The following is a 20,948-nucleotide window of genomic DNA, read 5'->3' on the forward strand; positions in this document are numbered from 1 at the left end:
TCTTAATCAATCGGGGTGACTTTGATTCCATGCTTCTTTAGAAGCTCGGCAAAGACACCGTCGCCGTCCTTCTGATTTCCGCTAAAGGTGCCATCATAGATCTTGCCGTATCCACACATGGGAGATTTTGATTTAAGCAAAGCTTCAGTGGCACCTGCCAACTGGGCGATGCGCAAGGCTTCCTGTGCGCCTCTCTGATATTCCGCGGTCACATCAACGCCCTGATTGGTTAAAACCCTGTCGCCGATACGTTCTGCCGGAGGACGGGGTGTCGGAAGTCCGCCTAGCTGTTCTGGACAGACCGGAATGGCATCGCCGTTTTGGACCATTTCTTCAATAGACGAACGGGTTTGTGCTTTGCAGTCATAACGACAATGAACGCCGGAAAGGCAGGCAGAAACAATCTTCATTCGCTCTCCTCACCCAGGTCCATTTGTTCCTGGGACTCCATGTTCTCCAGCTCCTGCAGGGTGGGAACTTCTTCGCCTTCAGCAAAGATTTCTTCTGGTGGCGGTTCCGGTTGGAAGAAATACGCCACTTGCGCGATGGCCACATTGTATTCCTCTTCAGAAATACGGTGATAGCGGTACAGATCCTCGACGATGCGGCTGAGTCTTTTGCGCGCAAAAGGTGTCAGCTCCTTGCGGTAATAAGACATGGAATATTTCACCGGATTTGGCAGCACCATAGCCAGGAAGGCTGATTCCACAACAGTCAGCTCCGCCGGGGATTTTTTGAAATAGTATTTCGCTGCGGCTTTGACTCCGTAGATGTCTTTCCCGAACTCGACAACGTTCAGGTATCTTTCCAGAATCTCTTTTTTAGTCAGTGTGTGTTCGATACGATCGGTGATGATGGCTTCAAGGCCTTTACGGATAAAGGTACGATCCTTGGTTAGGAACATGTTCTTGGCAAGCTGCTGAGTGATGGTCGAGCCACCGCGTTTGAAGACCCCGGTTTCCCAGCCTTCTTTGGCGTTCTTTTCTATCGCATCCCAGTCAAAGCCCTTGTGATTATAAAAGTTTGAATCCTCAGTCAGGATGATGGTCTTTTGCAGAATAGGGGCAATGTGTTTCAGCGGTACGTAATTTTTTGAGCCCGGGCACAGTTCCACTTGGTACATGCGTGTGACCAGGCAACCCTTGATTTCACTTTGGCTTGGCAGCCAAGTCCACAGGGCTGCAAAGGCCAAAGCCATCAGGCAAAAAACTCCTAGAAAGAAAAAGAAAACCTGTTTCATGCGCCCTTTATTTACGAACCAATCCGTGATCTTTCATCCACTGAACTGAATTGTGAATGGCTTCCCGTGCCGGTCTGGGTTTGAAATCCAGCTCACGTTGAGCTTTGCCAGAATCAAACCAGTGATACATCGTGGCTGTGTAGGCATTTTCACGGCTGAGCGGACCCTTCAGGCCCATCTTCTCCATGAAATCGCCAATGGCGCCGACTGTATGAAGCAGTGGGCTGGGAAGCTGATGTTGGGGCGGTTTTACTCCAGCCTCCTGGGCGATCATAGCGAAAAGGTCTTTGATGAGAATATTTTCACCCGCCAGGATATAACGTTCGCCGGTGCGCCCCTTTTTCCAAGCGCTTAAAATGCCAGCCACAACGTCTTCAGCCGCGACCACATTGACGCCGCCGGAGGTGTAGAATTTCAAACGACCCTGGGCAACCTTGATCTGCATTTTCCGACTGCCTTTTTTGGCGTCGCCGCGACCATAGATCGTGGAGGGATTCAGAATAACGGCATCAATTTCATTCTTTTTGCACGCTTCACGCACCAAAATCTCGGCCTGATGTTTGGTCTGGAAGTACCCCAGATCCAACTCGGCAATATTGTAAGGGGACTCCTCATTAAGAATCTGATCTGGAGTGTATCCGGCTCCGATAGCGACCACCGAAGAAAGGTAAACCAAACGACGCACATGGTGCTCGCGGCAAACGGCAATCACGTTGGCGGTGCCTTCCACGTTGACCTTTTCCATCTGGGCACGCTGGGACTTTTTGTAGGCGATGACGCCCGCCAGATGAAAAACGGTGTCCATGCCTTTGACGGCTTCCAGCAGAGAATGAACATCCGTTACATCTCCATGAATGTACTTGCAGTTAACACCTTCCAGCTCAGAGAGATCACTTTTGGCGCGAACCAGGGCATAGACATCATGACCTTCGGCGACCAGGGCGCGGGTGACCCAGCTTCCAAGAAATCCGTTGGCTCCGGTGACTAATACTTTTTTCATGTCGTGGCTGTTCCTTCAGAGTTGATGCGTGCGAGGGTGAATTTGCAAAGGCGGGCAAACAACAGCCCAAAGATCATTCCCAGCAGGCCGCCGCAGACCACATCGGCCGGGAAGTGAACTCCATTATAAACGCGGCTGTAGGCGACCACGGTGGCCAGGGTGTACAGAGGGATGGTGGCCGGAGGGAAAATGGCCGAGGTAAAACTGGCAAAGCTATACATATTGGTCGCGTGATTGGAAACAAAGCTATAGCCACCAAAGGGCGCACGAACCTGAACTTCCAGATTCTGTGTGTTTGCCGGTCGGGGACGCTGCACCGTTTTTTTAAAGGCCCAGTTGCCAAAGCCATCCGAGGCGGAAACTGAAAGGACGGCAAAGAAGAAGATAATCAAACCCCTCTTCCAACCGCGCCGCCACATAAAGATCGCCAGGATCAGGGGGACCAGAACAAATTTAAAGAAATCTGTCTTGTGAAGGTCTGTGATGAACGGGAAGAACTGATCCGCCCAAGCGGCCGTCCAGTGTGAATTCACCAATACAAAAAGGCTCTTATCGAGAGAAACAATATAGTCGAGCATCAGAGTGAATGTACCCTAATTTTTCGCCCGCAGAAAGTCTAGGTCTTCGTGAGGTCCAAGTGTCAGATGTGATCCCCTGTGGCACACTTCTGTCTATGGACAAAGCAACATGGTTAGGTCTTCTGGTTGGTTTTGGTGGGATTTTGCTTGGAAACCTTCTGGAGGGCGGGCACGTCAGTTCGCTGATGCAGCTAACAGCATTTATTATCGTCTTGGCGGGAACTGTTGGAGCTGTGATGGTTTCAAGCTCTGAGAAGGATCTGAAGACAGGTTTACAGCTGGCCAAAACAGCTTTCCGTGAAGAAGACAGTCAGATCAAAACACGATTGAATGAAATTGTCGACTGTGCACGATTCGTTAAAAAAGAGTCTTTGCTGGCTTTGGAATCCCGTCTGAACACGATTCAAGATCCCTTGCTGAAGGGAATTCTTAGAAATGTCGTCGATGGGGTTGATGCCCAGACAATTCGCGATATCTTTGAAACCCAAATTGAAACTGAGGAAGAAGAACTTCTGGGCGGTGCCAAGATCTGGATCGATGCGGGCGGTTTTGCTCCGACAATCGGGATCATTGGGGCGGTTCTGGGGTTGATTCACGTGATGGGGAACCTGACAGACACCAGCAAGCTCGGTGCGGGGATTGCGGTGGCGTTTGTGGCCACTGTGTATGGGGTGAGTTCGGCCAATCTTTTGTTCCTTCCTTTGGGAAACAAACTTAAGCGTCGGGTGCAGGCATTGACCCGGGAAAAAATGATGGTGCTGGAAGGCGGCCTGCTGGTTGGAAGCGGGATGAATCCTGTCGTTTTGGAACAAAAGCTGTACGCCTATCTTGAAAGCAATCAGAAGTAGGCCTGTGCGCATGGCAAAGAAGCATAAAAAACATCAGGAGCATGAAAATCACGAGAGATGGCTGGTCTCTTATGCTGATTTTATCACACTGCTATTTGCTTTCTTTGTCGTGATGTATGCCACTTCAACTTCGAACGAAGAAAAGCAAAAAGAGTTTGAAGACTCCATCAAGCTGAATCTGCATTTGGTGGGTCGGGGTGGATCAGATGGTGATTCGTCTGACAGCATCGGTGCTTTGATGGCCGAACTTGAAATGCCCGTCGGGAATTTCCCCAAAAAAGGGGGACCTCGCGAGACAGAGGACTATGTGGAAAGATCTCTGGAAAAGTCCATGGATAAAGAGCAGAAAAAGAAAGCCATCCAAGACGTCTATCACGATGCTGTGGGGGTGCGGATCGCCTTGGCGGCTTCCACGTTCTTTCCTGAAGGATCTGCAAAGTTGAAAATGTCATCTTTGGAATCTCTGGACAAGGTGGCAGAAGTTCTGAAGACCAATCAAAAGCGCATCATTGTGGAAGGTCATACAGATGATATTCCAATAGCGGACAACAGCTTTCCATCGAACTGGGAACTGGCTGGGGGAAGGGCTTCTGCCGTGGTTCGCTATCTTGTGAAGTATCACAAGATGGACCCCAAGCGCTTTGTGGCACTGTCTTACGGAGATCAGAAACCTGTGGTCCCCAACGATACGGATGAACACCGCGCCATGAATCGTCGTATCGAAATATTTATTGTTACCGACAGCTCCAAACTGGATATCTGATGCCCATAAAATAAAAAAAGCCAAGGGCACGACCTTGGCTTTTCGGAGAAAGTAATTCTTTTTCTAAACTACACGCACTCTTTAAGTTTGCGAACCAACTCAAGAGCCTTGGCTTTATCCACGCCCTTAACTTCCATGATAGCCTGAACGAAAGCTTCTTCAGAAGTGCCTTTTTGAGCGGATTCAACAATCTCGTCATGACGTTTCAGGATCTGAGTGTAAGAGTCTCTTTCTGCTTTCGAGAAGCGAGTCAGGATAGAATCCGTCAAAGTTTCCATGCGGGTTAATGCGGCTGTGGTTTCAGTCAGTTCCGCAGTGGAAAGCTCTTTTGCGGATCTGCGAGCCCCCGTCAAGTGAGAGTTTGACATGAAGGTCGCGGAAGCTGTTGCAGCCGCGTCGATAGACTGACCTTCGGCGGAGTCTCTTTTGCTAATTTCAGCAGCCATCTTTTTAGCAGCCACGATTGTTGCCAGATTGTCCAGGCGCTGAGCGGATTTCGCTGGATCAGCTTTGAGAGCTATCGCCAGGCTTGTGTTTTTACCTGCGGAAAGATTCAGTTCATTGATGATGCTGTCTTGAGCAGACTTAAGCTTTTGTGCATCCAAACCCTTGGAGGTTCGGGATTTTCCGAAAGCCGCCTCTTTCACCTGTTTTGCGTATTCCACCAACACCTCACGTGGGGCTTTTGCCGCAGGTGCCGCGTGGGCGAAAGAAACAGACATGCTTGTAACCAAGACTGCCATTCCGATAATAAATGCCTTTTTCATGCTCTCTCTCCTGTGTTTACACACTATACAGGCGGCTCCGTTTTTGGGTTCTCTCTGCCCTCGGACGCAACCTATTTAATTTAATTGTTTCAACTACCTATAATTCAAAGGCCGTACCAGTTAGGGTGCCGCCGGCAAAGCCATGCCTCTCAATTGAGAGATCTTGGCCTGAACCTCGTTATTAAACTTCTGCTGTTCCATATTGAGACGCTTGATGTTGCGGATTTTATCCCAGCTCACGGCATTGGCCATGGATCCGTACATCATCACTTCAGAAGCCAAAGACTGAAGATGCTCCAAGGCCTGAACAGCAACGTCGCGCTGTTGTTTGTTCAGTTGAACTGCGGCTCCACCTTCGGCATCACCAACTCCCAACAATGTTGCCACAGAGGCCAGCGCCGTTTGGATATTAGCCACTTGTTCTTCCAGCTGATAGTTCTCAAGAGGCGATTGAACCACTTCGCGGCCGTCGACTTTTTTGATCTCGATCTTCTTCAACAGGTTGTTCAGCACGATGAACTGGGTTTCCACTGCACGCAGCGCCGGGTGAGTGGGGGTTGTCGTGATCAGAGACTCAAAATCAAGACTGAACTTTGCCGATGGTTGCAGCAGTTCCTGCAGCAACGCCAGATAGGTTCTTTCTTCCTGGAATACGGCATTCATAATTCCGTTAGAGATCGGACCACGGTTGAAGCTGCTGCGTTTTAAGTTGAAGATCTTGCGCACCATCTTGATCACGATTTCATCATAGCTTTTTGCAAACTCATTAAATGCGGCTTGCATTTGTGATTCTGTTGTTTTGTTCCACCACTGAGGGAAGTTGGTTTCAGAAGGTGTTCCCACAACATTGGGACGAGCTTCCTGCACCAAATATTCGACGAAGCCTTTGTACTGCTTCCCGCTGTCCGCGCGAACTGGGTGACCATAGATACGAGCCGCCGTCGTGCCTTGGGTGATACCGAAGCACTCGTCGAATTCGTCGTTAGTATCGGCCAAGCGTGGAGGCAGGAAGACAGAAGGGAAGCCCGTGTGCGCACCGGCGATACGAGGGGTTTTAATGACTTTTTCTCCCATTTCAGCATCCGGCCCGCAGACCATCTGCATGACCAGGAAGTCGGTGATTTTCGGAGTGGCGAAGATCCCCACACGTCGATAGTAGTTTGTACCTTTCAGGCTTTCACCTTCACTGGAGCGCTCAAAGGCCAAGCCAAAGCCACGTCCTTTTTCAAGAATCGGTTCCGGCGCACCCATCAGGCTGCGGATTTCGGCCAGCAGGTGATAGTATCCATAGGGACTGGCAGTGCTCATCGCAGCCACGCGCATTTCATCATTGAGGGTCTTCAGGGCTTTGCCGATGGTGTCGCGATCGCCAGAGGCCAGACCCGCGATGATATCGTTCACGGTTTTCTTCTGGCGTGCTGGGAAGTATTTAAGTTTGTCGGCTTTGACCAGAGCTTCCGCCTTGATCGCAGCTTCGGCCACAGTGTCCATCTGCATGCCTTCCACAAACTTAGGATGCGTCAGGTATAAATCCTCACGGCCTTCAGCCATATCAAGCGGAGTCACTCCGTTCAGGGGTGTATCCATCAGCAGGGGTTTGACTGCTGACTGGTTGAATCGAGCGTTGCGGATCTCATTAACAAAAGCACTATAGAAGGAATAGCTGCTGTTAAACATGCTCGTCATCTGTTTCAAAGCTTCGGACCAGTTGTGGTGTGCTTCGTAAACTTCAGACATATTGATCATGCGCCAGTCCATCATCTTTTGATGGAAGTGCTTCATGCCTTTGGTCAAATCTTCACTGGAGCTGTTCCATTTGGCGGCTTTCAAGGTGTTAACTTGAGTGACCATGTCTTTGTTCATGTCGTGGAAGTCAGCACCGTCAAAGATATTCTTCCAAGCGAAGGTGACATGACGGTTGAACCACATGTCCAAGGCAACGAAAGCTGAAATTTGCAGGCCCTTTACCAGAAGTAGGCGAAGACCCTTCACCTGCATAGAGCCTGGAGCCAGCCAAAGCGCGATATCCACACCCGTCACACGCAGAACAACTTTTGTCAGAAGAGCCTGACCCAAGGCCGCGACGCCCGAGGAAATCAGCATGGAGGCGATGCCCGGCGCGTATTCCCAGATCTTCTTTTTTACCACCAGATACTCGTAAGCCTTGCCGCATGGATCAGCGTCAATATTGGCTTTTTCGGCATCACTGATTTTTCCACCCATCATGGATTTGGCGCAGGCTTTGACATTGGGATCAGCAATTACAGACGACAGATAGGTCTGAAGGAACGCACCGACGGTCATCCCCAGGTACGGAATCATATGATGGAACTTTGGATTTTTGATGTACATGGACAGCAAGTTCGAAGTCAGACCTTGGGAATACATGAAGACAAAGAAGCCAAACACACCCATTGGAGACAGCTGATGCTGAATGTGCTGCTGCATGGCCACGGGATTTTGCGAGTAGTTTGTGATCAGTTGACCGGCCACCACAGCACCCATAGCCATAAAGAACATCGCAGACTCAGTCGGAAGATTCCTGACCGTGTGGGACAAGGAAGCTTTAGAGGCATTTTTGATGCGGACCATTTCATCCATCATCATCTTATTCATGGATTTCGGAGAGAATTTACGCAGATGAGTTTCCTCGCCAAAAGGAATTTCCATCGCCAGTTTTTTGGTGTTTTTGTCATAGACCTGGGCTTTTTTGGATTCTTTGTCCACGTGAAGCGTGTAACCCATGGGCTCAAGGAAGTCGCGATACTGTGACAGTTGTGCTTTTTCTTTTTCTGACCAGTCAACGGCGTGGGCCACAGGTGCCAGCACCATATTGATCGTAGCAATTGCGGTCAGGATTTTAGAAAACCACTTCATAGCGTCTCCTTGAGGTGAAAAGACCTCAAGATCCTAGGAAGCAAGCTTTGGACCCTTCTATATCAATTAAATGGCATGCTGCTTGTATCAAAGCGCGACGAGGTCGTATCTGGGCACCGCTCTGTCTAAAAGATGACAGAGGCCTTGACCAGAGGAACCCGGTTGTAAAGCTCTGTCTCAAAACGATACTCAAGACTGCGACCGCCCCAGGACACTCCGGCCGAGCCCACACCGAGTCCCTCGCCAGTGCGGGTGTTCTGTAAAATTCGCGCGGAAATCACGGAGCGAAGTCCGCTGTTCCACTTGCTCATGAACAGAGCTTCAACACCCACAAGCGGATGGGGGATACTGCCAAGATGGAAGTTGTCATTCACCAGAAGCAGACTGGCGCGCGAGAAGTTTTTCAGTGGAAGATCCAGTGAATATCCCACAGCCCAGCGCAGATAAGGATCCAGCTTGGGTTGGGTTCCCAGATCCAAGCGCCAGGTCCAAGGGGATTCAAACTCAGTGACGGGGGGTGAGTTAAATATTTTAAGCAAGGTTAACTGCTCCAGATCCAATCGTTCTGCTGCAGTTTCATAGCGAAACTCGACACCCAGGACTTCCAAATGTGAAAACGGCGATAGCCCGCTGTCGTCAGACAGAAGGTCATGAAAGGCCCGACGATATTTAAAAGATACAAAATTTTTTTCATCCAGGCTACCCACGGAAAGATAGTAGGCTTGCGAATCAGGACTCAGCAAAGGGGACTTCGGGGTTCCCAGCACCACGGGTTCGGTGACGTTGCCAAGTTTTGCCCGTTGCACCGAGAGCTGATACTTAAGATCCTTGTATTCCTTTTGATCACGGTATTCTTTAACCGCCAAATAGCTGAGCGTTGCTTCCAGAGCCGAGGCTTGTGGTGCAGAGGGCAGCTTTTGCAGCTCCCTGCTGTGTCCCGCGTGTACGAGATCACGAACAACTTGCTTTTCAGCGGCATTCAGATTTCTGTAGTGGGCCTGCCAGTAGGCCTGCAATGATGGTCGGGCGCGTTCGCCCTCCAAGAGCCATTGATCACGCAGCACTTTCAGGGTGTCCAGCGGAATGGTGGCATCCCGAAACGAAGATGTGAGATCCCGCTCGGGCACAGCGACCTCAATAAGCTCCAGAATCTGCTGAGAGCAGTTGTCGGTCAAAAAATAATAGGGCGAATAGCTTCCTTCCAGTTCCAGAAGATGATCGATCAAAAAGTCGACCTGGGCGGGGGTGAGCTTGAGCTTATATTCCCAAAGACTGCGGCCTTCCAGATTCGTGTATTCCCGGATTTTTTGATAGTACGGCAGCATGGAGTAAGCACCCGGATAAAATCCAAAAAGACCCTTGAGAGCGAACAAAGCGCCATTGTCTTGGCCGGTCAGGGCGGCATAGTTGATTCCATAGTCCAATAACTCACGCTCTTTGGTATTTTTGGGATTGTGAGCCCGTAAAAAGGTATGCCCGAAGCTGGAGCCGGCACTGGTGAGATCGCTGGAGGCAAAGACAATATACAGCTCTTCGGCATTCAGAATCTTTTTCCACTCAGATTGTTCATGGCAGGCAAGAATGTCGTCGCTGGCAATATCCAATCTGCTTTTCAACCAAAGAGTGCGAGCCCGATATCGGCACTGTGGATGTTTGGCAGAGCTTGAAGGGCTGAAAAGAACTTTCAGAGTTTGCAGCAGTTCGTCCTTGGGATCTTGCGAGCCCCGGGATGAAAGGAAAAAGTCGCCCTCAATGGCAGACTGATAACGTCCCCAGGATTTGCGATAGTGTCCCAGGCGAAGCCATTGAGGATCCTCCCAGATTTGGAGTGACCGGGCTTGTTGGATATAGGATTCAGTGCGCTCGGCAGAAAAGCCCCACGTTGTCAGTGGGGCCGCAAGCAAAAGGACAATTAGGAACCATGGCACAGCTGAACAAGTTCCTTCTGGCCGGAAAGTTCGCTATTCAGGTTCTGAACCATATCAGCTGCCGAGGTGTTTGCCGTCGGAAGGATGCGGGAATAAGAGGACTGAGCGAAAGTGCTGAATGCTTTTTGGGAAGCCTCATTCTGGCAACCCTTCATTTGTGCCAAAGTCGCCAGTTTTTCGCCGTGACCTTGTGCCATCTCACGGGAAAGTTCTTCTTGATTCACTTCCACGAAGTATTGCACTTCTTTGTCGGCCATAACCAAGCCGCGGGAAGAGCATCCGGAAGTTCCGGAAGTGATGCCCAGGGGCTGAGTGAATAGGAATGAGTTCGTGGTCATTGCCAAAAGCTGCAGACCTTTGGAGTTTTTCTGAATGATCATGCTGCCAAGACCGCAACCGGCATCACCGGCAGCAAAAGCCTGGGACCCAGCAAGCATAAGAAGAGAAACGATAATTTTTTTCATGAAGCCTCCCGTTGTTTTTATTAAATCGTTGCCTATTTATAGAAGAACATCAAAGCTTTTACCTGAGTGCACACAATCATGGACCTACGTCGTTAAGGGGAATTGTATGGCGACTATCGAAGTTACTAAATCCAATATTCAGGAAATTGTTGAAAATAATAATATGATCGTTCTGGATTTCTGGGCGGCATGGTGTGGGCCTTGCCGTCGATTTGCGCCGATCTTTGAATCTGTTGCAGCCAAGCATCCGGATGTGATTTTTGGCAAGATCGACACAGAAGCCGAAGTGGAGCTGGCTGATAAGTTTCAGATTAAATCTATCCCAACGCTGATGGTGATCAAGGAAAGTGACATCATCTTCAGTCAGCCGGGTGCCCTTCCTGAAGAGATCTTTGAGCAGATTATTGTCAAAGCCAAAGAAATCGATATGGAAGAAGTCCGCAAGGAAAACTCCTAATAGATTCGGCGGGGTGACCCTTTATAGGGGGCAACCCGTTTTTTGGTAGTGCATCCGCAATCAGAATGCGGTAGAGGAGGGCCATGATGAAATACATAGTTCTTTCTTTAGCGCTGCTTTTTTCTTTCAATGCCCAGGCGGTTTCCTGGAGGATCTTCGGGGCTTGTGACAATAAGCCGGTCTATGAAGGGGTCTACGAAGCGGATCTGCAGAAGTCCGTGGGCGCTGTCAGTCTTGAAATCTTTAATGCCAATAAGATCCCCTATGTGGGTTCCGAAGAAGGTTTGAATTCGATCCTGAATAGCCCCATCGGATTAGACAGCATCGAGGTCGTTTCTGATACAGAGATGCGTGTTTACGGCTGGTGTTATCTTGTTAACGGTAAACAACCGATGGAAATGCCTCATCAAGTTCATTTCAAGAATCAGAGTGACAAGCTGACTTGGTTCTATGCGTATTCCACAAATAAGAACAACCAGTGGGAGGACTATTGCTCCCCGGCTTACTGGATCCAGGCGGAACAATTCTGCGGGAAGAAACCTTAGAACTTTAAGCTATCTTTGAAACTCAACAGTTAACATAAAAAAAGCCCGGTGTTTCCACCGGGCTTTTTAGTTTTAAATTATTTAATTCAGATTACTTCTGGATTGTCACAGTTTTGATAACAATCGGTTCAGCCGGACGATCCATAGCTCCTGTTTTGGAGTTTTCGATGGATTTTACAACGTCCATACCTTCAACAACTTCACCGAATACAGTGTGACGGCCATCCAACCAAGGAGTTGGAACAGTTGTTACGAAGAACTGGGAACCATTTGTGTTAGGACCCGCGTTCGCCATGGAAAGGATGCCTGGTTTGTCGTGCTTTGGAGCGCCAGCCGGGAACTCATCTTCAAAGCGGTAGCCTGGGCCACCAGTACCAGTTCCAAGTGGGCAACCACCTTGAATCATGAAATCTTTGATCACACGGTGGAAAGTAAGACCATTATAGAAAGGTTTTTTTACTTTTTCGCCAGTTTTAGGATCAGTCCACTCTTTAGTGCCTTCAGCCAAACCTACGAAGTTTTCAACGGTCTTAGGAGCTTTGTCGTTAAATAGTTTAACTTTGAAAGTTCCTTTATTTGTTTCAAATACTGCGATCATGTCTTTTCCCTTCTTCGTAGTCTTTGCCTTGGAATCGGTCTTGGCATCTGCACGGAAGCTAAAAGCTGCCAGCAAGAATGCAAAAAGGTAGATCCAAAATACCTTTTTAACATCGATATTCTTCGACATTATTGTCTCCTGACTTTTGTCCAACTCCTTCACTATTAGTGAGGCAGCCTGCGAGGGTCAAGTTCCTTCAAAATGGCGATATTCTGCGAAAGAAGGCTTTGGGCCTCTTTGAAAAGTTCGGACGGACTCGTATGAAGCGCCAAGGCAAGCGCATGAAAGGACTCATGATTTAGCTTCAGTTCAGAAAGTGACTCTGACGCAACCAGCTGAAGCATCTGTTCAATCTGCCGCATCCGGTCATAATTTCTACTCAGAAGGCTGCCCCGAGGGCCCATCGCTAACAAGAAGTGCTCGGTCGCTGTGGCCGCAGGAGTTTGTTTCTTTTGCAGAAGGAAAGTCTGGGCCGCCAGTTCCAGATCAACCAATCCTCCTTCACTGTATTTCAAGCTGAGGTCTGATCCGGTTGAGATCAACTGCTGTCGAATGCGATCAAGCTCAAGAAGTTCGTCAGAGGAAAGGCCGCGCTGAACAAAGTCCTTTGTCATCGGGGAGTTGTCATCAACCCAACGCGCTTTCAAGTAAGCCTGTCTTTCCCAGGCGGCGGCTTCGGATTGCAGGTAAGTGCGCAGATCATCTTCGTGAATGATCAAGGGGCCTGCTTTGCCTGAGGGGCGCAGACGCATATCAATGGAGTAGATATTCCCACCGCGATGACTTTCTGTCAGACGGGTGATGAATCGCTTGGCCAGCTTGAAGTCCGCCTCCCCAGGCTGATGGTTGAGAACGAAAATAAAATCCAGATCGCTGCGAAAACCCAGTTCGCGGCCACCCCATTTGCCCAAAGCCAGAACACGAAGATCCGAAGGAAAGTCTTTCTTCAAAGCGGTCAGCAGTGTGTTGACAATGGAATCCGCCGTGGAGGTCAGGTTCTGAGTCAGTTGCGCCAGATTCTTTTCACGCAGGTATTCACTACCATTGATGACTTCCGACAGAAGCTTCTTTTCCGCCAGTTCCTCCAGCAAAGAACCCAGATCATCCGAGGGAGTGTTCTGTGAGCGATAGACAAAACTGTCCAGCAACTCGGGCCGGTTGCACAAAATTCGTGAAAGATACGGAGAGTGTCCAAACAGCCACGCCAGCTCCTGCATCAGATTTTTTTCCCGCAGCAGCAGGCTGAAGAAGCTTGCTTTGGCACGCGTGCCCCGGATGAAATCTTTTAAAAGTAAAAGACCACGGCGCAAGTCACCCTTTTGTTCTTTCAATGTATCAAAGAAGGCAGCAAGAAAGGCCTTACGTGACAGCTCATCACGTCCCTTGTTGCGGGACAAAACCTCCTGATCCAAAATCTCAGTCCAAAGTTCTTTCAGATCCTCATCGGGAAGGCCTGCCCCCTTCAGCTCGTCTTCCAGAGAGCTTTCGCGCGGGGCCTCACCCAGAAGGCTCTTCACGATGGAATCACAACGAAGCATATCAAAGCGCAAGGTTGCTAAAGCCGTTTGGATAAACTGGGGATGGCTGTCGTCGGTTCTGAGCAAATGAGTCTGTTCATCGTTCTGGGCCTGAACATAGTTTTCCAGACGGCGCAAATTCCAATAATGACTGCGCAAGAACTGAGACTCTTCCTTTGGCAAAAGCTCTTTCATCTCCAGCAGCAACAGAGCCTCGGTTGTCCCGCGGACCTGCAAGCCGGTGTCCCGACCGCCGTGGATGACCTGCAGGGCGTGGGTGAAAAGTTCCACATCGCGAATACCCCCGACACCCAACTTCAGGTCGAAAACATCGTGCTGCGATCGGCCCCAGTAGTGGACTTGTATTTTTGAGCGCAAAGTCTTCAGATCTTCCAGCAAAGTGAAATCCAGATGTTTGCGGAAGGAAAACTTGTGAGCGAAATTGATCACGTCCTGCTGCAGGGACTCCTCACCAGCCAGAGCCCGCAGGCGGACAAAGGCCAGTCGTTCCCAGGTTTCGCCATAGTTTCCGTAGTAGTCCTTGAATTGATCCAGAGTTGGAATCAGGGGGCCTTGTTTGCCACCGGGGCGAAGATCAAAATCCACGCGAAAGACAAAACCCAGCGCCGTTCTTTCTGAAAGAATTTTTTGAAAGCGGCGAAGGCCGGGCAAGGCGTTGACGGAGTCATCCTGGCTGACAATCAAAAGATCCACGTCCGAACTTAAATTCAGTTCGGAAGAACCCAGTTTTCCCAGAGCGAACAAAGCAACTTTTTGATCCTGAAAACAAGTCGAAAAGGCTTGGCGAAGAAGAAGGTCTGAGGCTTCGCTCCACTGATGGCAGATTTGATCGGGTGGAAGAGAGTCCTCTTTGGCGGCCAGAGCGTAACGAGACCAGATCTCGTTGCGCTCCTGTCTTAGTTGATCTTCAAGGGATGTGTTAGTCAATGTTACGTGACCACTTCGGTTTGAAGTAGTTGTAATTGTCGTTGGTCACGCGGCGTTCTTCCGTACCGTCCACAGTCGAGATATAAATCTGATTCTTGCCGGTGCGGTTGGAAGTGTACATCACAAAACGGCCATCTGGAGAGAACGAAGGGTCCTCGTTGCTGGCCATCTTGCCGTTGGCTTTTTTTGCGGAAGTCAGGCGAATCATCCCGGTGCCGTCGGCATTCATTACGAAGATATCGAAGTTGTTATCGCTTTGACCGGCAAAGGCGATCTTCTTTCCATCAGGAGACCATGACGGAGAAGAATTAAACACGCCTGCAAAGGTGATACGTTTCAGGCCCGATCCATCGGCATTGGCCGTGTAAATCATTGGACGGCCAGCGCGGTCCGAAGAAAACGCCAATTGGCCGGAATTAGAAACATTCGGCTCTACATTCAGGGCGCCGGAAGGACCGTTGGTGATCTTGCCAACCAGGGTTCCATCCAGAGTCATTTTATAGATGTCAGGATTTGTGCCTTGGGAAATTGTCAGATAGATATTGCGACCATCCGGAGAGAAGGACGCCCCGGAGTTGATGCCCTGACGGTAGGAGATCAAAGATCTTTTACCTGTCGTCAGATCCAGCAACAGCATGTCGGCGTTTCTGAATTTAGCGCCAACACGTTTTACGTAAGAGGTGTAAGCAATCTTCTTACCATCCGGTGACCAGGCTGGAGAAATCGAAATACTGCGGTGACGGGAAACCTGTTCGGCATTGGCGCCATCCCAGTCCATCACAAAGATCTCTTTGCTCTGACCGCCAGCACGGTCGCTGGAAACAACCACGCGGGACAGGAATGGCCCTTCTTCGCCGGTCAGGGCTTTTAGAACATCGTTAGAGAACGTGTGAGCAATACGACGGGCGCTGGAAACAGGGCCTTTATATTTTTTCCCCAAAACCAGAGCAGCGCGAGGGACATGGTAAGTGTAGGTTTCTAAAGTCACTTCGTTGCCGACAACGGAATAGCCTGCGCGAATCAGGAAATCGGCACCGATGGAGGACCAGCTTTGAAATTTAAATCCATTAGGCAGACCCGGAGCCGGCATCAATCCCGTCTTGGCCGTGTCCTCAAGAAACGCACTTTGATTGATGAACTGGAAGTAAGAGGAAACACTCAAGTCATTGGTGATCGTGTTGAAGATCTCAATGCCCACACCTTGATTGCGGGAAGCCGTCGATGGGGATCCGGAGTATTGCAGTGGCGGAAAAGCCATCAGACTTTTTTTTGTGCGCGCTTCACCCAGTTTAATATAGATGCCGTTGGATTGCGCATGAGAGATAAGGGGTGACAGGCCTAAAACCAGAATCAAGGCCAAAATCTGCTTCATCATGATGTCCTCCTAGTTATTCCGGGAATCCAATCAGGATTCCATCCACAGAGAATACGGCGATCAACTTTTCCGGTGGAGCCGGGAAAGGCGCCGAACGATCAATGGTTGCTAACACTTCTTCATCGTAGCTGGGATTGCCACTGGATTTAACAATTTTTCTGCCCAAAATATTACCACGCGAATCAATAAACAGACGCACCTGGGCTTTGTAGTCCTTCTTGGCCAGCCACTCTGGAATTGTCCAGTTCTGTTTGATGTGACGATCCAAATCAGAAATATAGCTGTCATTCTGAAGTTTCGCGATTCCCGTCAGCGAGCTGCCAGGTGACACGACATTGCCTTTGATCGGCGCACTGCCGGTGTCGGCTTTTCCAGTTCCGGCATTGGCGGCGACCTTCTTCTTTTCCTCTGCCACGTCTTCCTTGATCTTTTCAAGGGCAGCCATGGCTTTGAGTTTTTCCAGGGCATTTTGCTGTTTGGCCTTCACCTTTTCCAGATTGATACCTTCTTCTTTGGCTTTGGCCGGAGGAAGTTTCACGGGCTCTGGTTTGGTTTCAGGTTTCTTTTCGGCCACTTTTTCAGGTGGCTTTTCTGCGGGTTTTTCCTTGGCAGGTTCTTTATCAGGAAGAGCCGGCTTGGGATTTTCCTTGGCGGGAGCTGACAGATCCTTCGGAGGTGTCTTATCAGGAAGGCCCACCATATCCACACGCACAGCCTGGGTGAAATCAATGGTCTCGGGCGTAAAGAACACGGTCTTCAGAGTGAAGATGGAAATAACAAGCGCATGCAGGGCAAAGGAGATCCCTATGCCGCGGGTCACTTGTTCGTCGTTTTTCTGCTGTTCGTGTTCTTCTAAGTAGTTCACTGGTCTTTTGGTTGTGTGATCAAGCCAATGTTAAAGATCCCGGCGGCACGCACTTCGGCCATGGCTTCCGCGACGAAGCCATAATCCACTTTGCGGTCTGCCTGGATGTACACCTGTTTATTCTTTTTATGTTCGAAGATCGCTTTTAGTTTCGGACGAAGTTCGTTCATGGCGATCTTTTGTTTGGCGATGGTCATTTTCTGGTCGGAATTGATCACCAAAACAAAAGGCTCTTCATTCACTTCAACACCGGAAGAGGAGGTCTTCGGCAGATCCACCTCAATCCCTTGTTGCATCAAAGGAGTCGTTACCATGAACATGATCAGCAAAACCAGCATCACGTCCACAAGGGGCGTGATATTGATTTCACTTAATGTCGCCCGGCTTTTTCCGCCGCCGCCACTCATTCCCATGATCTAGTTTCCTTGAAAGAAGTTACGCTTCACAATGTTCAGGAAGTCGGCGCTGAAGTTGTTCAGGGCGATCTCCTGCTTGCGGATTTTAGAAATAAAGTTGTTGTAAAGAACGACCGCCGGAATCGCTGTTGCCAAACCAATTGCAGTCGCAATCAGGGCTTCAGAAATCCCCGGAGCCACAACCGCCAAGCTGGCAGTTCCGGTCTGACCGATCTTGTGGAAGGAACCCATGATTCCCCAAACAGTTCCAAACAGTCCGATAAAAGGACCGGTGGAGCCCGTGGTCGCCAGAACTGTCAGACGGGATTCCAGTTTGGAGACTTCACTTTCTGTGGCTTTGTTCAACACGCGCTCAAGGTTGTCGATGCCCGACAGAATCGGCTTTTCCCCTTCGGTTTTAGAAAGCAGGGGGGATTCAGAGATCTTTTTCATCTCCAGATAAGCGGCTTTAAACACGCGAGCGATAGAAGAATCTTTATATTGATCGATGTCTTCAAAAAGAGTGTCCAATGAATTCACTTTCCAGAACTTGCTCATGAAAAGCTCGTCGGACTGCTTCATGTTTTTGAAAGTGACGAACTTGGAATAACCAATGGCCCAACAGAAGATGGACATCACGATCAACATTAACAAAGTCAGTTGAACGACAGGGCTGGCTTGTGCGATTGCATCGATGGAGCTGGTGTTCACCGAAACAGAGGGTGCGGCTTGCGCCACGTTGATGAAATTAAATGCGGACATATCTAGACCTCCGGCTGACAGCTTTTCAAACAGTCAGCTAAAAAGATATGCCCAAATGCAATTGGGATCAACCTATTGAACAGGACCTTGGTTGAGAAGCTGGAGCAATTCTGGAAGATTCTCTGTGATCAGGCCATCTGCCTTGTGGCGACTCGCCTCAGCAAATTGTTCGGTAGTTTCGATGGGACCCAGGAAGATTCTTTTGTTGCGACGGCGCATCTCTGTGATGATGTCGTCGTTGAAAGCCGGTCTTTTCATCAGCGTGAACGGGGCAACGAAAACGTCTCCTTTAAACTGCGTGGATGACAATATATATAGAGAATCAAAAGTGAGCATTCTCATAATATCCGGTGTGCTGGTTCCGTACACCCACTCTGGTTTTAACTCTTTTACAGAGGTCATGACGACCAGGGCATCGCTTTGAATCATGGTGCGTGATTTCGCAGACAGACCGTCGATCGCCTCCACGACGGCGGAATGTACGTCGTGCACGTTATCCACAATGTTCAACACAAAACGTGTTTGTGGGAACTGCTCATAGTACTCTTTCAGCGCCGGTGTTGTTTTGTAAAATTCGTTGATCTGCTCCCACGGGTACTCTGACAACTTGCTGCCGATCATGATGGGCGTGGTGGGGTTGGCTTTTTGTTCCGCCTCTTTCATTTTCAGGAATTCAGCATCCCGGGAAGGGGGCAAAATGAAAGGCACTTTGTCGCGGGAAAGACGAACGTCAGCCCAGATCGCCACGTCGGGTTTCAGCTTAATTGCCTCTTGAACCTTATCCAAGGTGTCGGCTTTAACGATCACAATGGGAGCGGGGCCAGAAAAGAAGGCGTGTTCATAGACGGGATAGTTCTGAGCATCGCCCCAAATACGGGCCATCAGAAGAAGAACACCAAGGACTAGAAAGCTGCAGACGGTAATGAAAAGGATTCTCATAGGACCTTCGTATAGCACCCTAAGACTTTGAAATCAGCACATTTTTTCAAAACCGAAGGAAAGAATCCTGTCATGATCTTAAATACGCTAAAATTAGGCGTATTTCGCCTTGTTTTTCAATTGGCTTTCTATTAGATAGAAGGCCATACAGTGTCCGCAGAAGGAAGCTTTTTATGAATAAAATCAACCGCAAGCTTGAATACGCTTTGATGGCTTTAAAGTATATGAGCCAAAAAATGCCCGGCGAGCTCACAACGGCCAAGGAAGTGTCTGACGCATTTCATACCCCGTTTGATGCGACAGCTCGTGTGATGCAGCAAATGGCCCAGAAGGGCGGAATTTTGCGCGCCGAATACGGAGCCAATGGCGGCTATCAGATCACCAAGGATCTGGCGAAAGTTTCCATCCATGACCTAGTGGAAGTCATTGAAGGTCCGACGGCCTTGGTGAAGTGCCTGCACAAGGAAGCTCCTTGTGAGATTCAAGGAACCTGCAACATTGTATCCCCGATCACAGATTTAAATCACAGACTTACGGAATTCTACAAGAGCCTGAGCCTGAAAGAATTATTGGTAGGAAGAGTGGCTATGCCAGCAAAAAAATCCACAGAGGTGGTGGCTCATGGATAACAACAAAAATTCCAACAACCCTTTGGAAAGTTACGAATACAAATACGGTTTCACAACCGACATTGAAACAGATCAGGTCGCCCTGGGTTTGAACGAAGACATCATCCGTTTGATCTCTTCCAAAAAGAATGAACCCGAGTGGATGCTGGAATACCGCCTGAAGGCTTATCGCCACTGGCTGACAATGGTCGAACCAACCTGGGCGCACGTGTCTTATCCGCCAGTTGATTTTCAGGCGATTCGTTACTATTCCGCGCCAAAGAAAGCCAAAGATGAATCGGAAAAACCAAAATCTTTGGATGATCTGGATCCGGAACTGATCAAGACTTTTGAAAAGCTGGGCATCCCTTTGACAGAACAAAAGCGCATCTCGGGCATTGCCGTGGATGTGGTTTTTGACTCTGTCTCTGTGGGGACCACTCACACCGAGGTTTTGGATAAAGCTGGTGTGATCTTCTGCTCTATCTCTGAGGCGATTCAAAAGCATCCGGAGCTGGTGAAAAAATATCTGGGCTCAGTGGTTCCTCACACGGACAACTACTATGCCGCTTTGAATGCGGCGGTCTTCACGGATGGCTCTTTCTGCTACATCCCGAAAGGGGTTCGTTGCCCGATTGATCTTTCCACTTACTTCCGTATCAACGCCAAAGACACCGGTCAGTTTGAAAGAACGCTGCTGGTTTGTGATGAGGGCGGTTATGTGAATTACCTTGAGGGCTGCACGGCGCCTCAGCGTGATGAAAATCAGCTTCATGCGGCCGTGGTGGAGCTGGTGGCGTTGGACAATGCCGAAATCAAATACTCTACTGTGCAGAACTGGTACACGGGCGATAAAGAAGGCCGTGGTGGTATCTATAACTTTGTAACCAAACGTGGAAAAGCGTTGGGTAAGTACTCCAAGATTTCATGGACTCAGGTGGAGTCCGGTTCTGCGATCACTTGGAAGTATCCAAGCTGCATCTTGCAGGGCGAAGGCTCTGAGGGGGCTTTCTACTCTGTGGCTCTGACTCACGATCTGATGCAGGCCGATACCGGAACGAAGATGATCCATATTGGTAAAAACACCAAGAGCACGATCATTTCCAAGGGTATTTCCACGGACAAGTCTTCCAACGCCTATCGCGGTCAGGTGAAGATTCTGCCGTCAGCGGAAAATGCGCGCAACTATTCCCAGTGTGACTCCATGCTGGTGGGTGATCAAAGCAGTGCGCACACTTATCCGTATATTGAAGTAAAAAACAAAACAGCGACGATTGAACACGAAGCGACGACTTCCCGAATCAGCGAAGATCAGATCTTCTATCTTCAGTCCCGCGGTCTGGATATGGAAAAGACCATTTCAATGCTGGTGAACGGCTTCTGTAAGGAAGTCTTCAAAGAGCTTCCTTTGGAGTTCTCTGTCGAAGCAGTGAAATTGATTGAAATGAAACTGGAAAATTCTGTCGGCTAAGTG

At 49.3% G+C, this 20,948-nt stretch carries 21 protein-coding genes; 6 read left to right on the plus strand and 15 right to left on the minus strand.

The window, feature by feature from the left end; translation table 11 throughout:
* Positions 1–2: 2 nt before the first annotated feature.
* From ACZ5ZZ_RS00705 to ACZ5ZZ_RS00720, 4 genes are read right to left on the minus strand one after another with little or no spacing between them, the layout of a single operon-like run.
* Complete coding sequence (locus tag ACZ5ZZ_RS00705) at positions 3–410, minus strand: 2-thiouracil desulfurase family protein (RefSeq protein WP_464140796.1); 408 nt, start codon at positions 408–410, stop codon at positions 3–5.
* Positions 407–1,240 carry a monofunctional biosynthetic peptidoglycan transglycosylase gene (mtgA, locus tag ACZ5ZZ_RS00710; protein WP_464119438.1) on the minus strand — a complete coding sequence of 278 codons (834 nt, stop codon included), beginning with the start codon at positions 1,238–1,240 and terminating at the stop codon, positions 407–409. Before mtgA ends, ACZ5ZZ_RS00705 begins: the two co-directional genes overlap by 4 nt.
* A gap of 7 nt (positions 1,241–1,247) precedes the next feature.
* Complete coding sequence (locus ACZ5ZZ_RS00715) at positions 1,248–2,240, minus strand: SDR family oxidoreductase (RefSeq protein WP_464119440.1); 993 nt, start codon at positions 2,238–2,240, stop codon at positions 1,248–1,250.
* Positions 2,237–2,818, minus strand: a complete 582-nt coding sequence (locus ACZ5ZZ_RS00720; RefSeq protein ID WP_464132749.1) for a phosphatase PAP2 family protein — start codon at positions 2,816–2,818, stop codon at positions 2,237–2,239. Before ACZ5ZZ_RS00720 ends, ACZ5ZZ_RS00715 begins: the two co-directional genes overlap by 4 nt.
* A 95-nt stretch (positions 2,819–2,913) precedes the next feature.
* Between ACZ5ZZ_RS00720 and ACZ5ZZ_RS00725 the strand changes: the two genes are divergently transcribed.
* Both ACZ5ZZ_RS00725 and ACZ5ZZ_RS00730 read left to right on the plus strand, forming a co-directional pair.
* On the plus strand, positions 2,914–3,666 hold the full coding sequence (locus tag ACZ5ZZ_RS00725; protein ID WP_464140797.1) for a flagellar motor protein: 753 nt from the start codon (positions 2,914–2,916) through the stop codon (positions 3,664–3,666).
* Between the two features lie 10 nt (positions 3,667–3,676).
* The gene (locus tag ACZ5ZZ_RS00730) at positions 3,677–4,429 is read left to right on the plus strand and encodes an OmpA family protein (RefSeq protein ID WP_464132751.1); all 753 of its coding nucleotides are present in this window, start codon (positions 3,677–3,679) and stop codon (positions 4,427–4,429) included.
* Positions 4,430–4,497: 68 nt separating this feature from the next.
* On the opposite strand, the gene ACZ5ZZ_RS00735 is transcribed toward ACZ5ZZ_RS00730, so the two are convergent.
* The 4 genes from ACZ5ZZ_RS00735 to ACZ5ZZ_RS00750 form a co-directional block, all read right to left on the minus strand.
* Positions 4,498–5,196: a hypothetical protein gene (locus ACZ5ZZ_RS00735; RefSeq protein WP_464132753.1), complete on the minus strand. Its 699-nt coding sequence runs from the start codon at positions 5,194–5,196 to the stop codon at positions 4,498–4,500.
* A 120-nt stretch (positions 5,197–5,316) separates the two neighbouring features.
* Positions 5,317–8,073 (minus strand): hypothetical protein, encoded by a 2,757-nt coding sequence (locus tag ACZ5ZZ_RS00740; RefSeq protein ID WP_464140799.1) that lies wholly within the window; start codon positions 8,071–8,073, stop codon positions 5,317–5,319.
* Positions 8,074–8,198: 125 nt separating this feature from the next.
* Entirely contained in the window at positions 8,199–10,001 is a 1,803-nt protein-coding gene (locus ACZ5ZZ_RS00745) for an Lnb N-terminal periplasmic domain-containing protein (RefSeq protein ID WP_464140800.1), read from the minus strand.
* On the minus strand, positions 9,986–10,465 hold the full coding sequence (locus ACZ5ZZ_RS00750) for a DUF3015 family protein (RefSeq protein WP_464140802.1): 480 nt from the start codon (positions 10,463–10,465) through the stop codon (positions 9,986–9,988). Before ACZ5ZZ_RS00750 ends, ACZ5ZZ_RS00745 begins: the two co-directional genes overlap by 16 nt.
* Before the next feature lie 106 nt (positions 10,466–10,571).
* Between ACZ5ZZ_RS00750 and trxA the strand changes: the two genes are divergently transcribed.
* Both trxA and ACZ5ZZ_RS00760 read left to right on the plus strand, forming a co-directional pair.
* The gene (gene trxA, locus ACZ5ZZ_RS00755) at positions 10,572–10,922 is read left to right on the plus strand and encodes a thioredoxin (RefSeq protein WP_464119456.1); all 351 of its coding nucleotides are present in this window, start codon (positions 10,572–10,574) and stop codon (positions 10,920–10,922) included.
* Between the two features lie 83 nt (positions 10,923–11,005).
* Positions 11,006–11,467 carry a DUF4430 domain-containing protein gene (locus ACZ5ZZ_RS00760; protein WP_464119458.1) on the plus strand — a complete coding sequence of 154 codons (462 nt, stop codon included), beginning with the start codon at positions 11,006–11,008 and terminating at the stop codon, positions 11,465–11,467.
* Between the two features lie 91 nt (positions 11,468–11,558).
* On the opposite strand, the gene ACZ5ZZ_RS00765 is transcribed toward ACZ5ZZ_RS00760, so the two are convergent.
* The 7 genes from ACZ5ZZ_RS00765 to ACZ5ZZ_RS00795 all read right to left on the minus strand — a co-directional run bounded on the left by ACZ5ZZ_RS00765 (position 11,559) and on the right by ACZ5ZZ_RS00795 (position 18,866).
* The gene (locus ACZ5ZZ_RS00765) at positions 11,559–12,194 is read right to left on the minus strand and encodes a peptidylprolyl isomerase (protein WP_464119460.1); all 636 of its coding nucleotides are present in this window, start codon (positions 12,192–12,194) and stop codon (positions 11,559–11,561) included.
* A gap of 35 nt (positions 12,195–12,229) precedes the next feature.
* Positions 12,230–14,530: a [protein-PII] uridylyltransferase family protein gene (locus ACZ5ZZ_RS00770; RefSeq protein ID WP_464140804.1), complete on the minus strand. Its 2,301-nt coding sequence runs from the start codon at positions 14,528–14,530 to the stop codon at positions 12,230–12,232.
* Positions 14,523–15,905, minus strand: a complete 1,383-nt coding sequence (locus tag ACZ5ZZ_RS00775) for a translocation protein TolB (RefSeq protein WP_464119463.1) — start codon at positions 15,903–15,905, stop codon at positions 14,523–14,525. The genes ACZ5ZZ_RS00770 and ACZ5ZZ_RS00775 overlap by 8 nt, the downstream gene beginning before the upstream one ends.
* A gap of 13 nt (positions 15,906–15,918) precedes the next feature.
* Complete coding sequence (gene tolA, locus ACZ5ZZ_RS00780; protein ID WP_464140805.1) at positions 15,919–16,770, minus strand: cell envelope integrity protein TolA; 852 nt, start codon at positions 16,768–16,770, stop codon at positions 15,919–15,921.
* Positions 16,767–17,183, minus strand: a complete 417-nt coding sequence (locus tag ACZ5ZZ_RS00785; protein WP_464119467.1) for an ExbD/TolR family protein — start codon at positions 17,181–17,183, stop codon at positions 16,767–16,769. The genes tolA and ACZ5ZZ_RS00785 overlap by 4 nt, the downstream gene beginning before the upstream one ends.
* A gap of 3 nt (positions 17,184–17,186) precedes the next feature.
* Positions 17,187–17,927: a protein TolQ gene (gene tolQ, locus ACZ5ZZ_RS00790; RefSeq protein WP_464140807.1), complete on the minus strand. Its 741-nt coding sequence runs from the start codon at positions 17,925–17,927 to the stop codon at positions 17,187–17,189.
* 72 nt (positions 17,928–17,999) lie between these two features.
* Positions 18,000–18,866 (minus strand): hypothetical protein, encoded by an 867-nt coding sequence (locus ACZ5ZZ_RS00795; RefSeq protein ID WP_464140808.1) that lies wholly within the window; start codon positions 18,864–18,866, stop codon positions 18,000–18,002.
* Positions 18,867–19,039: 173 nt separating this feature from the next.
* Here ACZ5ZZ_RS00795 and ACZ5ZZ_RS00800 point away from each other — a divergent pair, with 173 nt between their 5' ends.
* Both ACZ5ZZ_RS00800 and sufB read left to right on the plus strand, forming a co-directional pair.
* Entirely contained in the window at positions 19,040–19,495 is a 456-nt protein-coding gene (locus ACZ5ZZ_RS00800) for an RrF2 family transcriptional regulator (protein WP_464119472.1), read from the plus strand.
* Positions 19,488–20,945, plus strand: a complete 1,458-nt coding sequence (gene sufB, locus ACZ5ZZ_RS00805; RefSeq protein WP_464140809.1) for a Fe-S cluster assembly protein SufB — start codon at positions 19,488–19,490, stop codon at positions 20,943–20,945. Before ACZ5ZZ_RS00800 ends, sufB begins: the two co-directional genes overlap by 8 nt.
* The last annotated feature ends 3 nt before the right edge of the window (positions 20,946–20,948 follow it).

Source organism: Bdellovibrio sp. HM001 (assembly GCF_055397275.1).